Source organism: Streptomyces sp. NPDC048643 (assembly GCF_040650615.1).
Classification (GTDB): domain Bacteria; phylum Actinomycetota; class Actinomycetes; order Streptomycetales; family Streptomycetaceae; genus Streptomyces.
Map to the genome: position 1 here is coordinate 42,450 of NZ_JBEZHO010000026.1, position 17,615 is coordinate 60,064.

General features: G+C 70.6%; 15 protein-coding genes. 2 read left to right on the top strand and 13 right to left on the bottom strand.

Going from position 1 to position 17,615, the window contains the following annotated elements; translation table 11 throughout:
* Positions 1–111 precede the first annotated feature (111 nt).
* A complete protein-coding gene (locus AB0C62_RS24490; protein ID WP_362976431.1) occupies positions 112–699 on the bottom strand; it encodes an ABATE domain-containing protein in 588 nt (195 codons plus the stop codon).
* A gap of 250 nt (positions 700–949) precedes the next feature.
* Here AB0C62_RS24490 and AB0C62_RS24495 point away from each other — a divergent pair, with 250 nt between their 5' ends.
* Positions 950–1,543 (top strand): anthrone oxygenase family protein, encoded by a 594-nt coding sequence (locus tag AB0C62_RS24495; RefSeq protein ID WP_362976433.1) that lies wholly within the window; start codon positions 950–952, stop codon positions 1,541–1,543.
* On the opposite strand, the gene AB0C62_RS24500 is transcribed toward AB0C62_RS24495, so the two are convergent.
* The 12 genes from AB0C62_RS24500 to AB0C62_RS24555 all read right to left on the bottom strand — a co-directional run bounded on the left by AB0C62_RS24500 (position 1,492) and on the right by AB0C62_RS24555 (position 16,162).
* The gene (locus tag AB0C62_RS24500) at positions 1,492–2,661 is read right to left on the bottom strand and encodes a uroporphyrinogen-III synthase (RefSeq protein ID WP_362976435.1); all 1,170 of its coding nucleotides are present in this window, start codon (positions 2,659–2,661) and stop codon (positions 1,492–1,494) included. The genes AB0C62_RS24495 and AB0C62_RS24500 overlap by 52 nt on opposite strands.
* Positions 2,662–3,033: 372 nt before the next feature.
* Positions 3,034–4,107 (bottom strand): hypothetical protein, encoded by a 1,074-nt coding sequence (locus AB0C62_RS24505; RefSeq protein ID WP_362976437.1) that lies wholly within the window; start codon positions 4,105–4,107, stop codon positions 3,034–3,036.
* A gap of 124 nt (positions 4,108–4,231) precedes the next feature.
* The gene (locus tag AB0C62_RS24510; RefSeq protein ID WP_362976439.1) at positions 4,232–4,915 is read right to left on the bottom strand and encodes a hypothetical protein; all 684 of its coding nucleotides are present in this window, start codon (positions 4,913–4,915) and stop codon (positions 4,232–4,234) included.
* A 20-nt stretch (positions 4,916–4,935) separates the two neighbouring features.
* Positions 4,936–5,526, bottom strand: coding sequence for a hypothetical protein (locus AB0C62_RS24515; RefSeq protein WP_362976441.1), 591 nt, complete (start codon positions 5,524–5,526; stop codon positions 4,936–4,938).
* A 128-nt stretch (positions 5,527–5,654) separates the two neighbouring features.
* Entirely contained in the window at positions 5,655–6,995 is a 1,341-nt protein-coding gene (locus AB0C62_RS24520) for a hypothetical protein (RefSeq protein ID WP_362976443.1), read from the bottom strand.
* Positions 6,992–7,267, bottom strand: coding sequence for a hypothetical protein (locus AB0C62_RS24525; protein ID WP_362976445.1), 276 nt, complete (start codon positions 7,265–7,267; stop codon positions 6,992–6,994). The genes AB0C62_RS24520 and AB0C62_RS24525 overlap by 4 nt, the downstream gene beginning before the upstream one ends.
* Before the next feature lie 91 nt (positions 7,268–7,358).
* Positions 7,359–8,411: a hypothetical protein gene (locus AB0C62_RS24530; RefSeq protein ID WP_362976447.1), complete on the bottom strand. Its 1,053-nt coding sequence runs from the start codon at positions 8,409–8,411 to the stop codon at positions 7,359–7,361.
* Positions 8,399–9,055, bottom strand: coding sequence for a hypothetical protein (locus tag AB0C62_RS24535; protein WP_362976449.1), 657 nt, complete (start codon positions 9,053–9,055; stop codon positions 8,399–8,401). Before AB0C62_RS24535 ends, AB0C62_RS24530 begins: the two co-directional genes overlap by 13 nt.
* Before the next feature lie 264 nt (positions 9,056–9,319).
* Positions 9,320–10,729, bottom strand: a complete 1,410-nt coding sequence (locus AB0C62_RS24540) for an acyltransferase family protein (protein ID WP_362976451.1) — start codon at positions 10,727–10,729, stop codon at positions 9,320–9,322.
* Complete coding sequence (locus AB0C62_RS24545) at positions 10,726–12,960, bottom strand: glycosyltransferase (protein ID WP_362976453.1); 2,235 nt, start codon at positions 12,958–12,960, stop codon at positions 10,726–10,728. The genes AB0C62_RS24540 and AB0C62_RS24545 overlap by 4 nt, the downstream gene beginning before the upstream one ends.
* A gap of 606 nt (positions 12,961–13,566) precedes the next feature.
* Complete coding sequence (locus tag AB0C62_RS24550; protein WP_362976455.1) at positions 13,567–14,580, bottom strand: hypothetical protein; 1,014 nt, start codon at positions 14,578–14,580, stop codon at positions 13,567–13,569.
* A 529-nt stretch (positions 14,581–15,109) separates the two neighbouring features.
* Positions 15,110–16,162 carry a LysR family transcriptional regulator gene (locus AB0C62_RS24555; RefSeq protein WP_362976457.1) on the bottom strand — a complete coding sequence of 351 codons (1,053 nt, stop codon included), beginning with the start codon at positions 16,160–16,162 and terminating at the stop codon, positions 15,110–15,112.
* Positions 16,163–16,245: 83 nt separating this feature from the next.
* Here AB0C62_RS24555 and AB0C62_RS24560 point away from each other — a divergent pair, with 83 nt between their 5' ends.
* Positions 16,246–17,595, top strand: coding sequence for an MFS transporter (locus tag AB0C62_RS24560; RefSeq protein ID WP_362976459.1), 1,350 nt, complete (start codon positions 16,246–16,248; stop codon positions 17,593–17,595).
* Positions 17,596–17,615 lie beyond the last annotated feature (20 nt).

Below are 17,615 nucleotides of genomic sequence, written 5' to 3' on the forward strand. Positions count from 1 at the left end.
GGTACGCGGGTGTTCAAAGTGCACAGGGTTTTTTCTGTTTGAGTTGTGAAGACAGCGAAAAGGAAGCGTATCGATCACCTCCGGTCACAGGAGGATCACGGACGGGTGTGATCAGGCCCGGGCCAGAGCCGCCCGGCGGCGATGCCGGGCCACCCGCTCCCGATTGCCGCACACCTCGCTCGAACACCATCGTCGCCGCCGGCCACGTGAGGTGTCCAGATAGACGATCGGGCAGTTGTCACCCTCGCACTGTCGCAGACTCGCCCGCGCCGCAGGGTCGGTGAGCAGATCGAGGGCGTCCCGGGCCACCACGGCGAGCAGTTCGGCGCAGCCGGGCTCGGTGTGCAGCCGACGGCGCAGCGAGCCGTCGTCGGCGCGGACGGCCCAGGGAGCGGGAGTCGCGGCCAGGGCCGCGGCGTTGACCCGGGCGAGCGCGTTGTCGGCGGGCCGGCCGTCCAGTTCGCCGCGCACCAACTGGAATACGTGGCCGCGCAGTTCCCGGAAACCGAGCAGCCACAGGGCGTCCACCGAGGTCAGCGGGGTGCCCGCGGGCACCAGCCCCGACGCGGCGATCCAGGCGCGCAACCGGCCCGCGGAGTCGAGCCGTTCGTCGGGATGGGTGGTGGCCGTCAGGTCCAGGCAGATCCGCCCGGAGTCGAACCGCAGGTCGTACGAGACTGTGGCCGTGCCCGCTGCCATGCGCCTGTCACCGCCTTGGGGTCACCCGCCGTGGTCCCTCCTACAGTGCATGCCCGCACGCCGTGCCGGAAGACTCCGTACCGCCCCGTACCGGACACGTTCACGACACCCGCGCACCCGCCGTGCCGCAGGCCGATCGGCAGGCCGTTCCGCAGGCCGGCTCCGCGTCGGCGAAAGGGTGGACGCCCGCGTATGCGGCCGCGCTCCTCGACCATGTCACCCACCGGACCGGACCGCTTGACTGACGGACATGACGACCAACGCGCACACCACGAACACCGCACACCCCGCGAACACCGGCACCGTGCGGCGGCGCGGCACCGCGGCGGGTGTCCTGGGGGCGGCGACCGTCGTGACGGGCCTGATCGCCGGCGTCTTCTACATCTTCGCCTGCGCGATCATGCCCGCCCTGGCCCGCAGCGACGACCGCGTCTTCATCGAGGTCATGCAGAACATCAACGACGCCATCCAGAACCCGGTGTTCTTCCTCAGCTTCCTGGGCGCACTCGCCCTGACGGCGGTCGCCGCCTGGCAGTCGCGCGGCGCCCCGAACCGGTGGTGGGTGTTCGCCGCCCTCGCCGCCTACGCGCTCGCCCTCCTCTTCACCGTGGCCGTGAACATCCCGCTCAACGACGACCTGGCGGCCGCCGGCGCCCCGGCCCGGATCGCCGAACCCGCCGCCGTACGCGACCACTTCGAGAACACCTGGGTGGCCTGGAATGTCGTACGAGCCGTGCTCTCGACCGTCGCACTGGCCTGTCTCGCCCGCGCGCTGTACCTGTTCCGGCGCCCTCAGACGTCGGCGTACTTGGAGTCCGCGACCGGGTCGAGCGCGAGCCGGTAGCCGCGCTTGACCACGGTCTGGATCAGCCGGGGAGCCCCAAGTGCCGTCCGCAGCCGGGCCATCGCGGTCTCCACGGCGTGCTCGTCCCGTCCGGCACCGGGCAGCGCGCGCAGCAGTTCGGCCCGCGCCACCACCCAGCCGGGCCGGCGCGCGAGGGACCGCAGCAGCGACATCCCGGCGGGCGGTACCGGCCGCAGCGCGCCGTCCACGAGCACCGCGTGCCCGCGAATCTCCATCCGGTGCCCGGCGACGGGCAACGCCCTCGCCCTTCCCGGCAGTTCCTGACAGAGAACCTGCACGAGCGGCGCGAGCCGGAACCGCTCGGGCTGTACGGTCTCCACGCCCTCGGCCTGCAACGACAGCGCGGTGACCGGGCCGACGCAGACGGGCAGTACGTCGTGGCGCAGGGCGGCGACGAGATCCGCGCGCAGCCCACGGTCCTCGGCGCGGGAGAGCAGGGAAGCGGCGGCGGGCGCGCTGGTGAAGGTGAGCGCGTCCAGGCCGCGGGTCAGGACGGCGTCGAGCAGCCGGTCGACCGGCCCGATGTCCTGCGGCGGCATCCACCGGTACACCGGCACGGGCACGACCTCGGCGCCTGCCGCGCGCAACGACTCGACGAACCCGGGCAGCGGTTCACCGTGCAGCAGTACGGCGACACGGCGTCCCTCGACTCCCTGGTCGAGCAGCCGTCCCAGCACCTCGGACATCGACTCGGAGACCGGCGACCACGCCTCGGTCAGCCCCTGGGCCCGGATCGCGCCCTTGACCTTGGGCCCCCGGGCCAGCAACTCGGCCTCCCCCAGCCGCGCGAGCAACTCCGCACCGAGCCCCCACCCGTGGGCGGCCTCGACCCACCCCCGAAACCCGACGGCGGTACTGGCCACGACGAGATCGGGCCCCCGCTCGACCAACTCTCGCGTCACCGTCCGCAGTTCACCGTCGTCGCCGAGCGGCACGATGCGCAGGGCGGGCCCGTGCACGACGGCTGCCCCGCGCCTGCGCAGCAACGTCCCGAGCTCCTCGGCCCGCCGCGCGGCGGTCACCCCCACGGTGAACCCGGAAAGAGGCCCGGGCACACCCCCCGCCCCTCGATCCGACCCCTGCTGTTCGTCGTACATAGACCGGCTCTCGCCTCGCACTCGTCGAATCGTGGTCCGGGGCCGAGTGCGTCAGCCACCGGGTGGGGGGTTCTCATACGTCCGCGAATGACCGGGAGCCTGTCAACGCCCCATGACAGCCAGGGTTCCCTGCGATGTCGAGGCTGTTACGGGGGCCATCGGGGTGGGACGGAAGGGGTGCGGGATGACGGGGAGGACGAGCGGTGGCGAGAGGTGAGGCGGGGGAAAGGTATACGGCTCGTACGGCGGCGGTAGGAGGAGAGGCCGACGGGCGGCGGGGGCGGCAGCAGCCAGGGGCCGGCGGTTCGGATCAGGTGGCGCCGACGTGCGGTGCCCTGTCCCACACCCAGCCGCGTGATCCCAAGGCCATGCCTAGGGCTGGACCGGGGGCTGGGGCTGGGGCTGGGGCTGAGCGTTGCCGGTGTACGGGTTGGGACTGGGGTGCGGGGCGGGTACGGCGCCGGACGGGCTGTAGGGGCCGGGGGCGGCGGGCTGGGGTGCGTACGGACCGGGTTGGGCGTAGGGGCCCTGCGGGGCGGGGGTCGGCTGGGCAGTCGGCTGGGAGTAGGGGGCCGGCGGGGCCGACTGGCCGTAGGGACCCTGCGGGGCCGGCGGGGCCGACTGGCCGTAGGGACCCTGCGGGGCCGGCGGGGCCGACTGGCCGTAGGGACCCTGCGGGGCCTGGGCCCGCGGGGTGAGGGGGCCGTGCGGGGTCTGCAGGGCCTGCGGGGTCTGCGGGGTCTGCGGGGAGTGGGCGCGCTGCGGGCCGTACGGCCCGTACGGGCCGGGGGCCTGCCCTCCGTATCCGGCACCGGGCCCGCCGTGGCCCCCGTAACCGGCGTATCCGCCGTACCCGGCCGTCGGAGGCAGGTACCGCACGCGCCCGCCCTCTTCCGTCACGGGAGCGAATCCGGCCGCTTGCAGCCGGGCCGCGAACGTGGCGTTGCGCTTGCGTGTGACGACGATCCCGATACCGAGGACGACCATGAGGACGGCCCACAGGACTCCGGCGACGGTCCAGGCGACGGAGTCACCGCCGGTCCGTACGCCGAGGACGACGCAGGCGACGGTGAGACCGACGAACCCGTAACGCATCCGCTTCTCGGCGTTCTTGCCGGTGAGGTCGAAGTTGATCCGGGCCTTGAGGAGTTCGAGGGCATCGGGGACGACGGGCGGGAGGGAGACGCCGTCGCCGGCCTTCGGATACTGGGCCCAGTTCTGCGCGGCGCGCGCCTGGGCCTGCGGGGCGGGGTCGGGGACGATGAGCATGGTGAGCGCGTTGTTCCGGCCGCTGCCCCGCCGCACGTCCGCGTACTCGTACCCGAACTGCTGTGCCAGGTAGGCGAGTCGGGCAAGCTTCTTCACGGAGGCCATCGGACTGGTGAGCTGCACGGCCTCCCCCGAGGCCATCAACCGGAACATCTGCCGAACCTGCCGCTTACCCATGCCGCCCCCAACTCCCCACACTTCGACCGCGTTCACAACAGCAACGGGGTCAGCTTTTCATGGGGGTGGGGGTGCGTAGAACGGTGGTGGGGGCGGTTTACTCGGGCTTGACCGGTCCTAGGGCCTACTCAGCCGACCGCTGCTCCAGCGGGCTCTCGAAACAGACCGTGGCCGCTACCTGGCGGAGGATCGCACGGTACTGCTCGTGACGTGCGACAGCCGTGGTGCTCAAGGTGCAGACTGCGAGTCGCTTGCAGTCCGGGTGTGGCAGGTGGGCGTGGAACTGGATCAGAGGCACCCGTGGCAGACCGCAGCCGGCCCTTGGCGTGCGAAGCGTCTCGCTGAACGTTGCCGGGCCGCATTCGAGTTCGGCGTACTCGATGCCTGTTCGTCCGTTGGGGCCGCTCACCGCGCGAGCTGCCATCACGGCACGTGGTGACACTGCCGTCGGCATCCAGGAAACCGTGAGGAATGACAGCAGCGGCCTGCCCTCACCGGGACCCGTCTCGTCGACATCATCGCGATGCAGACCGATCGAGCAGTGGGCGATGCCTGCTTCGCTCAACCCCTTGAGTAGTTGCTGGCCCTGGGCGAGCTGGGCGATGAACTGCTGCCGGGCCATCTCGTCGGGCGCCGCCCGGAGAAGGGGCGCAAGGGTCGAGCGCAGCTCTTCGGCCGACGCGGAGTCCGGTGACGGGAGCAACGCGGCGAGTGGGACGGCGGTGAAGCCCGCCGGCTCCGCGAACCAGATCTCCGCGTCGGGGTCTTCGGCCGAGTCCGCGACAGTGAAGGTGGGGGCTGTGGTCATCAGTGCCTGCCGGGTGCCAGTCAGTGCGGGTGGGCGTGGGGGTGGGGGCTCACGGCCTGGGGGACGTGCGCTCCTGAGCGACGGGCACGCTCCAGCGCGGCAGGGCTCGCATCCCAGTCGATCGGCTCGATGCCCCGGCGGCCTGTGGCCGTGAGCTGGTACAGGAGGTGCAGCCTTCTGGGCGCTTTGCCGCTGCGGCCGGTGGCTGCGATCACTGCGACGAAGCGAGGGTCACCGGCGAACCAGAGCGGCTCGATCTGCGCCTTCAGCTCGGGTTTCGTGCGGGCGGTACCGAAGCGTCGCATCCACCAGAAGGTGCGCATGCCGGAGAGGAAGAGCAGAGGGATCTGCTCCGCCGGCCTCTCCGGATTGGGCAACTCCAACCACATCTCGTCCTCTTCGACCTGGGGATGCCTGTTGCGACCACGGGGAACTCCGGTCAGCAGCTGCCAGGGGTACTGCTGGAGGACACGTCGGATGTAGAGCGAGGGGCGGATGTAGGCGAGCTGGAGGACGGCTCGGAAGGTCGCGTAGCCGAGCAGAGGAACGAAGAGTGGGGTGAACCCCGGAGACAGGAACACCACCAGTACGCCCAGGGAGACAATCCACATGCTGATCCAGCCGATTAGCCTAAGCGCGATTAGAACCATGTGCTGTGTCCATGACCGCCTGGTCGGAGGGTGGTCCCACGCCGTGAGGTAGTCAGTCGGCTGCATACAGCGGCTCCCTCTGTTCGGTCTCAGAAAACATGGCGGGCAACATCCCCGAGCCCTCCGATGTCAAGGCCTAACCTCGCTCCATCGATACTCGCCACGGACCCGTCCTTGATCCCGTCGTCGTCCGTATCCACAGCCGTCGCGGCCAGGCCGAAGACCGCGGTACCCACACCGATCGAAGCCGATGTCACCTCGACCGTTTTGGTGATCTGCGCCGCCCGGGCGCCGCGAATCGTGCATCCAAGCAGCGCATTGTCCAAGTTGGAAATAGCTTTTGCGTGCTCCATGGTGCTACTTCCGGTACGAACAAGTCGTTGGCCCACGGAAAGCACCTCCCCCGCCTCACCCGTGGCCCTAAGGCCAACAGACGCGCCCTTGCCCACCGCGCTGATTCCGGGAATCATCCCCAGAGCGTCGCCCCCCACCGTCACGAGATTGCTCCAGAAGTCTGCATCGATTTCACCTTTGCCAAATCCATCCCGCAGCGAGGCCCATACCTCAGGGTGCTCGGAGATACGAGTCGTCAAGGACGCGGCGCTCAGAGCTGACGCAGCAAGCAGCAAGACGGCTGCCAGAGTGCCACCCGAGACGACGAACAACGCCACCAGCCCAATGACCGCCCCCACCGTGCTCAAGATGTCCGGCAGGTTCTCCACCAGCCAGTCGAGTGCCGAGTCGAACCAGCCCGGTTCGTGTGGAGCCAGCTTCTTCGTTGCGTCGCGGATCTTGGCGGCCCGGCGTTGGGCCTGGTCCTCATGTTCGGAGGCGAGTTCGCGGGCCTTGGTGCGGATCTTTTCCAAGGCGTCTTCGGCGTCGTCCACAGCCCGATTCGCCTTGGTCAGGGCTTTCCGAGCGTCGGCATGGCCGGAGTTCTTCTTGTCCAGGTCGGGGTTGTCGCCCGCGTGCGCAGCATGCCCCTTCGCCCGGTCAACCGCGGCCTGTGCGTCCTTCGCGTCCCCCTCCAGCCTCTTGGCCCGGCGTTGGAAGGCGTCGAGTTCGCCCTCCCAGCGGTCGAGTTGCCTGGCTGCCTTGCGGATGGAGTGCGCGGCGTTCTTCAGGTTCAAGGGCAGCGGGCCGCCGTCCAGCTGCTCCCGGAAGGCGACCGCAGCGTCGCCCTCCCAATAGCTGCCGTCCATCAGCCTGGTGACAAGGTCGTGTGTCTCTTCGAGGACCTTCGCGCACCCTGTGAGCTTCTTGCACAGCCCCCTCACGGTGTCCGTGCTGCCCGGCACCGGGTTGAAGCCGAGGTGGGGGAAGTCAGGGTTCGGAATAGGGGGCGCCGACTTGAGACCCTGTGGCAATGAGCGGTCGGCGCGGGATCGCGGATCGAGCGCCGCTCCCGTCTCCCCGGGCGGGTACGTCACCGCGTACCACCGCCCGGGCCGCGGTTCCTGCTGTGTGCCAAGGCCTGTTCCAGGGCCTTGTCCACCTCGCGGTAGCTGTCCCTGCTCTTCCCGACGATCTTCGCCAGATCCTGGGTCTGCTCACCGATCTGGTCCGCTCCGAACTTCCAGTTGTCCTGGAACTCCTCGCAGGCTCGGTCGAGGTCGTCCGTGCCCAGGCCGGTGACCGTGGCGTCCTCCAGCGCCCTGCGCAGGCCCTTCAGCGAGTCGGTCGACTTCCTGAGCATTTTCATGAAGTGCGACAGCTCATCGCCGTCAACGGCTAATCGCTCCGCCACGCCCTGTGCCTCTTCCGGATCTCTCAGCGAGTCCGGAGGGCCGGACTCAGCGATTAACGGATTGAATCTCCTGCACGACCACATCTTGTTCGGCGCCGAATGTGCCATCGGGCAGATCCTGCGCGGCAGCGACGCCCGTGCCCGTCCAGTGGATCTTCCACGTGATGGTCGCCCGCAACTTGAACGAACCGTCCCCCGAAGACCGCAGGTACTTCACCCCACAGGGTGGCGTCTGCTTCGCCTTGCCCTTGGCGTAGGCCTCACCGATGTGGTCGCCGGCTATCTCGCAGACCCCCGACGCCGGATACGTCGTCGCGTCCGCCGTCCCTGCCTCGATCTTCACCGAGACCGGCTCGGCAGTCGTCGTCGCCGAGACATTCAGCAGGGGTACCGAAGCCGTCACCGACACCGGCTTGAACTTCGCCGTGTCCAGCCACGCCCACGTCGGCAGATTCACCTTCGTCGTCCCCGCGGGAGCCAGATCGACCTTGGTCGACGGGACCCGTATCTCCGCATACGCGAGCTGGGCCAGGATCTCCGGGGTGATCGCCTCCGGGACATCCGCCGGCGGGGGTGTCCCCGTGTCCACCCAGAAAATGCCCTTGCTGCATTTCAGCGCACCCGGGTCACCCTCACGCCCCTTAGTGACGTACGAGTCCCACCAATAGCCCTTACCGGTCTTGGCCTTGTTGAAGTCCTTGGCCTCGCCACCGTTGACGTACTTGTCCCGCTGCTCAGCATCCCACTGAGGACCGGTCGACTCGGCGTTCCAGATGGGCTCCAGGTATTTCTGCAGCTGATCCGGCGTGTACTTCGGGGCGTAGTAACAGGCTGGAGGCGTCCAGTTGCTGGAGGCAGAAGTGACCGCGCCGGTCGAATCGCCAGATCCGTTGTTCGAACGGTCGAAGACGACAACTCCGGCAGTCGCGGAAAGGTTGCCGTTTCCATCCGTATCACCGTGAGCCTGGCCATTCGGAGGAGGCGTCCGAGTGCCACCACCGATCTTGTTGTCGGCCATAGCAGGCGCGGCGCACAAGCAGATCGAGCCGATCAACGCGGAGGAGATCAGGACGCGCGACCCGGCACTCAGGGCTGGCACTTGGTACTCCCCCTCTGGGAAAGAAGCTTCTCGATGACCCAGACTCCCTTGTCGTTCTTGCGGAGCTGGGTGTTGTAAAGCACGTAGCTGTTCTTCGTGACAGCCGTCTTGTCAATTTTCTTGGGCTTCAGATACATGTCGTACGCCTTGCCCTGGTCCTCGCAATACACGAGCGAGGCACTGTCGGACCCGCTCACCTTCACCGCAGCGTCGTAGTAGCGATAGGTGCCGGTCGTGCGGGCCTTGGCTTTGACGTAGGCCTCAATGAACTTCTGGGTCGCCGCAGCCGCCTCACCCTCGTAGTAGAAGAGGTAGCCCTTATCGAGAGCGTTCTGATTGGCGATCGCCAGGGCCACGGCTTTGATCGACTGCTCACCGTCCGCGAGAACCGCATCCTTCTGCTTGTCACCCGTCTTGGGCCACTCGAAGGTGTACGTCAGGTCCGACGGCAACTCGATCTTCGGCCGCCCCGCCGAATCCGCCGCGCTCGCGCTAGGCGAAGCCGACGTCTTCTCCCCTGTGTCCGCCCCCGCGATCTTGTCGTTGCCCTTCGACTCGTCGTCACCGCCGCCGCACGCGGTCAGGAGCAGTGCGGCTGTGGCGCCGACGGCGGCTGTTGCAAGCAGGCGGGGGCGGCGGTTCACGGCGGGCTCCTGTGCGGCGTGGGGTGCGGAAGGGCAGCAACACGCTATCGGGGGCCGGCGGGACGACACCAGAGCGAACGGTATCAAGCACGCAACAGCAGGTGGGCAAAGGCCATCAAAGAGTGATCAACCAGCCCCACGGAACCTTCGATTGAGTGACGGGGCGGCGTGGGATCGGTCACGAAGTTGGCCACCGCAAAGATCCTGCGGTGGCCAACTCAGCGAGGGGCAAGGAGAGTCAGGGATGGTCGGGTGACCGCCCCCTCACTCCCTCCCCCGGCGCCCCTCCCTCTTCCGCCCCGCCCCGTTCGGCCACACCCGCGGTGCCCGCTTCGCGGCGATGTCCTCGATCCAGCCGAAGGCGATGATGGCCAGGCCGATCAGGGGCCAGACCAGGACGAACATCCAGAGTGAGTACGTCTCGTCGAGGGCGGTGGAGGCGCGGTCGCTTTCCATGAAGGGGAGGGCGTACATCTGGTCGAGGATCGGGACCGTCGCCATGATGAGCATGTTGTGCCAGAGGTAGATCGTGACCGCGCGGTTGTTGGACAGCGTCACCAGCTTGTCCCACTTGGCCAGGCGGCCTGGGAGTTCCTTCCAGGACGGGCTGTACTGGAGCAGGATCACCACGAACCCGAAGGACCACAGCGCGTCGGCCAGCGGGATGTCGTTCATGTCCCAGCCCTCGGGGCCCAGATGGCCCGACGCCCACCACAGGGCGAAGCCCATCACCAGGGCCGAGCAGGAGATCGCGACGTAGCGCGGAACCTCGGCCAGCTTGCCCTCGTGGTGGGCGAAGCCGAGGACCCAGCAGCCGCCGTAGACGGCGAAGTCGGTGACGGCGTTGCCCGTCTCACCGGGGATGGTGACCAGGCCCGTACCGACGACCGCCGTCAGCGCGAGCGGGGCCAGCAGCGTCGCCCACGGAACGCGGCGGAACGCCCACAGCAGGACCGGTGACGCCACGACGAACCACAGGTACGCCCGCAGGTACCACAGCGGGCCCGCGCCCTGTTCCGCCCAAGTGGCCTCCAGCAGACCCGACTCGGAGCCGATGTGCGCGGGGTACGGGGGAGCCCCCACCGGGACGATGTAGTTGAGCACGTCGATGACGCCCCACGCGCCGCCGCCGGTGTCCGGGTCGTGCGCGGGGTTCCAGCCGCCGGCGAACATCAACGCCAGCGCCACCGCGCTGAAGGCCCACAGCGGGGGCAGCAGCCGCCGGACGCGCCCCCGGATCACGCTCCACGCCGGCCGGCTCAGCGAGCGCGCCATCAGCGAGCCCGCCAGCGCGAACATCACGCCCATGGAGGGGAAGAGGACCGACAGCCACGCCCATCCGAAGAGGTGGTAGACGACCACGCGGACCAGGGCGACGGAGCGCAGCAGGTCCAGGTAGCGGTCGCGGCCCGGGCGGCGAGGGGCGGCCTGGGGCTGTTCCGTGGCCGCCTGATCCGCGGACGGTCGATCGGCGGACGGTCGTCCCGTACGCCGGTGCGCCGCAGCGCGGCCGGGTTCCGGCGCCCCTCCCCCGTGGGGCCCGGTCCCCGGATCAGGAGGTGACCCCGTTCCCGGCCCGGGGTGCACTCCCGCCCCCTCCGGCTGCCGCGGGACCCCCACCCTCGGCGATCCCAGCGGCGGCGTGGACCCCACCGGGTACTCGTGCGTGGTCATCCGACCGGCCTCCGTTCGTTCCCGTCCTGCGGCTCCCGCTGGCGCGGGGCCGATCCCGGTGTCCCCACCACGCCCGTGCGGCGCAGCTTCTGCCAGCGCAGCCGGCCGCCGGTGAGGGCGGTGATCCAGGACTGGAGCAGGACGACGTACATCAACTGCCGGTACAGGACCTGCTGGAGAGGGAGCGAGATCAGGTGGGTCATGCGTTCCTTGTCCAGGCGGAAGGCGTAGGCCGCGCACACCGCCTGGATGGTGAGGACTCCGAGCCAGGCGACGACCGTCTTCTGTGTCGGGCCGAAGACGACGCCGTACAGCAGGAAGATGTCGATCAAGGGTGCCAGCAGCGGGGCCAGCACCATGAAGAGGGACACCAGGGGCAGGCCGACGCGGCCGAAGCGGCCCGAGGGGCCCCGTTCGATGAGGGCGCGGCGGTGCTTCCAGATGGCCTGCATGGTGCCGTAGCACCAGCGGTAGCGCTGGGACCACAGTTGCTGGACGGACTCAGGTGCCTCGGTCCAGGCGCGCGCGTTCTCCGCGTAGACGACTCGCCAGCCGTCGCGGTGCAGGGCCATGGTGATGTCGGTGTCCTCGGCGAGCGTGTCGTCGCTCATGCCGCCGACGCGCTCAAGTGCCGTACGGCGGAAGGCTCCTACGGCGCCGGGGATGGTCGGCATGCAGCGCAGCAGGTCGTACATGCGGCGGTCGAGGTTGAAGCCCATCACGTACTCGATGTGCTGCCAGGCGCCGATGAGGGAGTCGCGGTTGCCGACCTTGGCGTTGCCGGCGACCGCGCCGACGCGCGGGTCGGCGAACGGCTGGACGAGTTCGCGGACGGTCGCCGGTTCGAAGACGGTGTCGCCGTCCATCATCACGATGATGTCGTGACGGGCGTTCGCCAGGCCCCTGTTGAGGGCGGCGGGCTTGCCGGCGTTGAGCTGGCGCACGACGCGTACGTTCGGCAGGTCCAGGTCCTCGACGATGCGGGCGGTGCCGTCGCTCGATCCGTCGTCGACGACGAGGATCTCGATGGGGTGTTCGCTCGCCATCAGGGAGTGGACGGTGTTCTCGATGCACTTGGCCTCGTTGTACGCGGGCACCAGCACCGACACCGGTTCGGTGATCGGGGTCCGTCCCCAGCGGAAGCCCGCCCGGCGGACCTTGCGCGCGTGGGTGGCGGAGAGCAGCAGCATCAGGCCGAACCGGGTGAACACGAGCACGCCGATGACGGCGATGCCGACGACCAGGACGTCGGCGGTCTTCTCCGAGGCCTGGACGAGGAAGATCCAGGCCCGGCCCTTCCACAGGTCGAGGCCGGTGACCGGGGTGTGCGCGCTCGGCGCGTCGAGTGCCTCGGTGAGGTTCTCGAAGTCGTAGCCGCGCTGCTGGAGTTCGGGGATGAAGCTGTCCAGGGCCTGCACGGTCTGGTGGCGGTCGCCGCCGGAGTCGTGCATGAGGACGATGGCGCCCTTGCCGCCCTTGGGCGTGGCCCGGCGGACGATCTCGGCGACGCCGGGCTTCTGCCAGTCCTCACTGTCGGTGTTGTTGACGACGGTGATGTAGCCGCGGGTGCCGATGTACTTCGTCACGGGCCAGGACCGGTTGTCCATGGCGTCGGCGAAGGAGGAGTACGGCGGCCGGAAGAGGGAGGTGCGGATGCCGGCGGCACCCTCCAGGGCGAGCTGGCTCTGCGACAGCTCCCAGTCGATGCGGCTCTTCGTCTGGTACGACAGGTCGGGGTGGTTGAAGGTGTGCAGGCCGACCTCGTGGCCCTCCCTCACCATGCGCTCGACCAGGTCCGGGTAGCGCGACGCCATGGTGCCGGTGACGAAGAAGACCGCGTGGGCGTGGTGCGCCTTGAGGACGTCGAGGACCTTGGGCGTCCAGGTCGGGTCGGGGCCGTCGTCGAAGGTGAGGACGAGACGGTGGTCGGGGATGCCGAGGCTGGTCGTGCGGCCGCCGCGGGTGTCGATGACGGGGCCGCCGTCGAGGATCTTCTCCGGCACCTTGTCGGTGGCGGCCTCGGGCTGGATGCGGTGGTCGGCGAGGATCTCGCTGTGCACGTAGCCGCGCAGCATCAGCATCGCCATCATCGCGAGCAGGATGAACATCGGCAGCAGGAAGCGCATCGGCAGTCGCCGGCGCCGGGCGTCACGGTGACGTTTCGGGGTGGTGCGTGAGCCATGACCCGGCGCCTTGGGCGCCGGACCGTGACGGCTGGTACGGGAAGCCATCAGAGAGGGTTCTCCGGGAACGAGTGACGAGTGAGGTGGACGGGGAACTCGGGACGCTCGACCGCCGGGACCGGACGCGGCCCGACGCGCCGACCGCTCCGAGGGACCGGACGCGGCCCGACGCGGTGACCGCTCCGCGGGACCGCGTGCGGCTCGGCGCGACATCGACGGGGACGTCCACGGCCCGGCCGGCAGCCGGAACCGCAGCCGTGCCGGTCGAGGGGCGACCGCGTGCGACCCGGTACGGCGGGTGCCGAGGGACGACCACGTGCGGCCCGACGGAGGAGTACCGGCGAACCGACCCGGGGTTCGGCGGGCGGACGAGTACCGGCGAACCGCCCGGGCTTCGGCGGACGGGCGGAGCCGGCGAACCGCCTGCGGCCCTGTGATGACCGCCGGTGGACCGCAGCCCGTCGCGTACGTCGCGTACCGGTCGCCCGCGTACGACCCGGCGGTCGAAGGCCCGCGAACCGCGGCCGCCCGGCACGGTGAGCGCCGATCGCCCCCGTGCCGTCGGCGCGGCCGACGGCGCCTGACCCGTGAGCCGTCCCGCACGGCGGGTGCCGGTGGGAACGTCCGCGGAACGGCACGGCGGGTCCCGGGTGACTACACGCCGCTCGGCGCGGCGGACGCCGACGAGCTCGTGTCGCTCGGGGCGGGTGCGGAGGGGGTGAAGCCCGCCGGCTGGGCGCCGGTCCCGCCGCCCGCGTCCCCACCGCCGGTGGCCGGCGGCTCAGAGGGCGGGGGTGTCGTGGGCGGGGTGGTCGTCGGGGTCGGAGACGTGGGCGGGTCGACGACCGGGTTCGACGGCTTGGGGTCCGGGCCCTTCGAGGTGACGCCGGGCTTCGGCTTCTTCGTCGTCGACGCGCTCGGCTTCGGCTCGCCCGACGCCTTGGGAGCCTTGGACTTGCCGGACGCCTTGGCCTTCGGGGACTTCCCCGGCTCGGGCGTCGTGCCGTCCTCCGCCGTCGCGACCGTGCCGGGCGCGGCGGCCTCCCCCGGGGCGGGCGCGTCCACCGCCTTGGACGGCAGCGGAGAGGTGTCGACCTTGCCCGCGGGCTGGTCCTTCTTCTGGCCCGGCACCGGCAGCCAGGGCGCGTTCGAGTTCCCGGACAGGAGGGTGGCGACGATGACGACGGCGTAGACCGCGCAGGCCGCGGCGACGAAGATGCCGAGTCGGCGGTAGCGGCGGCTGCGGCGGCCGGACTCGTCGACGAAGACCGGGCCGTCCGACTCCTGGCCCGCGGCGCCGCCCTCGGTCTGCTTGAGCAGCCGATCGTCCAGTCGGCGCCCGGTGCCGTCGAGTTGGACGGTGACCTCGTGCGGGTCGTGGTTGTGTCCGGGGACGTCGGGCTGCTCCCAGGACGGCGGCACCGGACGCGAGCCCGGCGGCACGTATTCCGGGTCCGCCCCGGGTGTCACGACGGATCCGGTGAGCACCTCGGTCGGCGGCTCCGATCCGGCTGCGTCGGCGGTCGGCGGATCGGCGGAGAAGGGCCGGCCCTTGGCCCGCCGGCCGCGGGACGACGCCCCGCCCTCCCCCGAACCGCCGAAGCCGAAGCGCGACCGGCCCGACCGGCCCGATCGCCCCGTCCGGGAACGCCCGGCCGGTGGTCTCACCTCGGTGTCGGCACCTCCGGACAGCGGTTCGCCGTCGGGCGAACGGCCGGACAGGAGACCGGTGTCCGCCGTGGCACCGGAGAGAAGGCCGCCGTCGGACGCGCGGCCAAGGAGCAGCGCCGCGTCCGGCTCCGGGGTTCGTTCGGAACGTCCGCCGAAGCCGCCGACGGCGCTGTCGGCGCGTTCCCCACGCTCAGGACTGATGCCAACTCCCCTGCTCGGCCACGATGCCGTTCTGCCGCCGGCCTCCGGCCAGACGACCGGATCCGCGGCTCCTGGGCCGGGGGACGGTTCGGCTGTCCGCCCGTCCCGCTGATCGACGGATCGTCGATTCGGTTGAGCGTCTTTTCGCCAGTTCTCCACGCGCACGTGCTTCCCCCCACGGGACTGTTCACGGGGTGCGCGACGACTCCGGGCCTACATCACTTCGTCGTCCGGACCGGGCCCCCACCCGGTCAAAGCGCCCCCAAATATCACACTGCGCCCGGAGGAAAAATGTAGCGCCGTGAGGGACTCGTGGGGTTACGTCTCATGCATGGGTCATCAGGATGAGTGATTCCCCGGTGGGAACCCACCCTTCCAGGTGACTCATAAGCCATCCTTCCTCGCCCGCAAGTTCGGTGGCAGCACGCCTGAGAGCGTCGATCCCGGGGTGGGCGAGTCCCTTGCGCCACACCAGGGACACGGGTGACAGGGGGACGGGGTCGACCAGCGGCCTGAGCACCGTTCCGGCCAGGGAGGGGAAGTCCACCACCGCGAGGACCGGGGTACGTGTCTTCGCCATCACCCGCTGGAACTCCTCGGGCCCGATGGCCACCGGCGCGGGTGGCGCGAGGTCGATCCCCCGTCCCTCGAACAGGTGACGGGCCAGCTCGGTCCACTCCAGCGTCCGGGGATTGCCCGCCCCCGCGTACACGGTCTCGCCGGCCAGCGCGGCCAGCGGCACCTCGTCCAGTTCCGCGAGCCGATGGTCCTCCGGCAGGACGACGGCCATGGGCTCGTACCGTACGAAGTGCTGCTCCAGCCGGGTCCGCAGGGCGTGGTCGAGTCCGGCGAACCGGCCGAACGACGCGTCCAGGCGGCCGGCGAGCAGTTCCGTCGCCGCGCCGGTCAGCCCGCTCTCGTAGCGGGCCATCAGTTCGCTGCCGGGGGCGAGTTCGCGGGCTCGTTCGAGGATGCGGCCGGTGACCAGGCCGGGGGTGTTGACGTCGACGAGGAGCGGGCGCCCGGCGTCGCCGGGCCGCGGGAAGGCGGCGAGCAGAGCGTCGTGCGCGTCGAGGACGCGGCGCGCGTACGGCAGCAGCCGCTCGGCGTCGGCCGTCGGCGTCACCTGCCGGGTCGTGCGGACGAACAGCTCGGTCCCCAACTCCCGCTCCAGCCGGCGGATGTCCCGGCTCAGCGCCTGCTGGGCGACGTACATACGGGCGGCGGCCCGGGTGAAGTGCAGTTCCTCGGCCACGGCGACGAAGGCGCGCAGCAGACGAGGGTCCAGGTGTCCGGGAAACGGTCCGGGGAGAGGTGCGGGGACGGATACGGGGAGGGATCCGGGGAGAGGTGTGGGGACGGGGCTTCGGCCAGGCATCACGCGAACCTACAACCCAGGTGCGTCAATCGTCACCGAACAGGTGTTGGACCGTGCGCGGAGCCCCGGGCGAGGGTTGCCGCATGTCACCCCTCACTCCCTACCGCCGTCTGTTCGCGCGCCCGGGCACCCGTGCCTTCACCCTCGGCAACCTCGTCGCGCGGCTGCCCATGGGCATGTTCGGCGTGAGTGCCGTGGTCATGATCGCGAGTGCGCGGGGCTCGTACGCGCTCGCCGGTGCCGTCACCGCGACCGGTCTGGCGGCGACGGCCGTGGTCGCCCCGTGGACCGCGCGCCTGGTCGACCGGCACGGGCAGGCCCGGGTGGCGGTGCCCGCGACGGCCCTCGCACTGCTCGGCGGGATCGGTCTCGTGCTCTGCGTGCGGTTCGGCGCCCCGGACTGGACGCTGTTCGCCGCGTACGCCGCCACCGCCACCACCCCCAACACCGGCGGCATGTCCCGGGCGCGCTGGGCCCACCTGCTCCAGGACGACCCGGCGGCGCTGCACACGGCGAACTCCTTCGAACAGGCCGCGGACGAACTGTGCTTCATGCTCGGCCCGGCGCTCGCGGCCCTCCTGTCCGGGACGCTGTTCCCGGAAGCGGGCATGCTCGTGGGATCCGTCCTGCTGATGACGGGTGTCCTGCTGTTCGCGGCGCAGCGATCGACGGAGCCACCGCTCCGGCCGCGGACCGTGTCCCGGTCGCCCGTGCGCGTGCCCAGGATGCCTCCGCTGCTGCTCGTGTTCCTCGCGACGGGCGCGGTGTTCGGCGCGATGGAGGTGGTGACGATCGCGTTCGCGGACGCGCGGGGTCACCGGTCCGCGGCGGGCGCGGTGCTCGCGCTCCAGGCGGCGGGATCGTGCGCGGCGGGGCTGTTGTACGGCTCCGTGGGGCAGAGCGGGACCGCTCCGGAGTCGCTCGCCGAGCGGCGCTTCCCGCGCTGCGTCGCCGCCATGGCCGTCCTGCTGACGCTTCCGCTGCTCGCCGTCGTGCTGACGGGTTCACTGCCGCCGCTCGCGGGTGCGTTGCTGCTGGCGGGGATGGCGACCGCTCCGACGATGGTGACCGGGATGACGCTGGTCCAGCGGCGCACGCCCGAGGGGCGGTTGAACGAGGGCATGACCCTGGCGGTGACGGGTCTGCTGGGCGGGATGGCCGCCGGTTCGGCGGTCGGCGGCTGGGTGGTGGAGCACGTGTCCCCCGAGGCGGGGTACGGGGTGCCGGTCCTCGCGGCGACGCTCGCCTTCGCGGTCGCCGCACTGGGCGCGCGGCCGGGTGCCGTACGGCGGAACCGGGCACGCGCGGACCTCGTCCTGCCGGAGCGGGGGCCACGGACGGTGCCCGGGGAACGGAGCGCGGGCGTCCCCGCCGGGGCCGCCGCGTCGTCCGACCCGTCGAACCCCTGCGCCAATTCCGGCGCAGCCCATTGACGGGCTCTCCTCCCCCACCT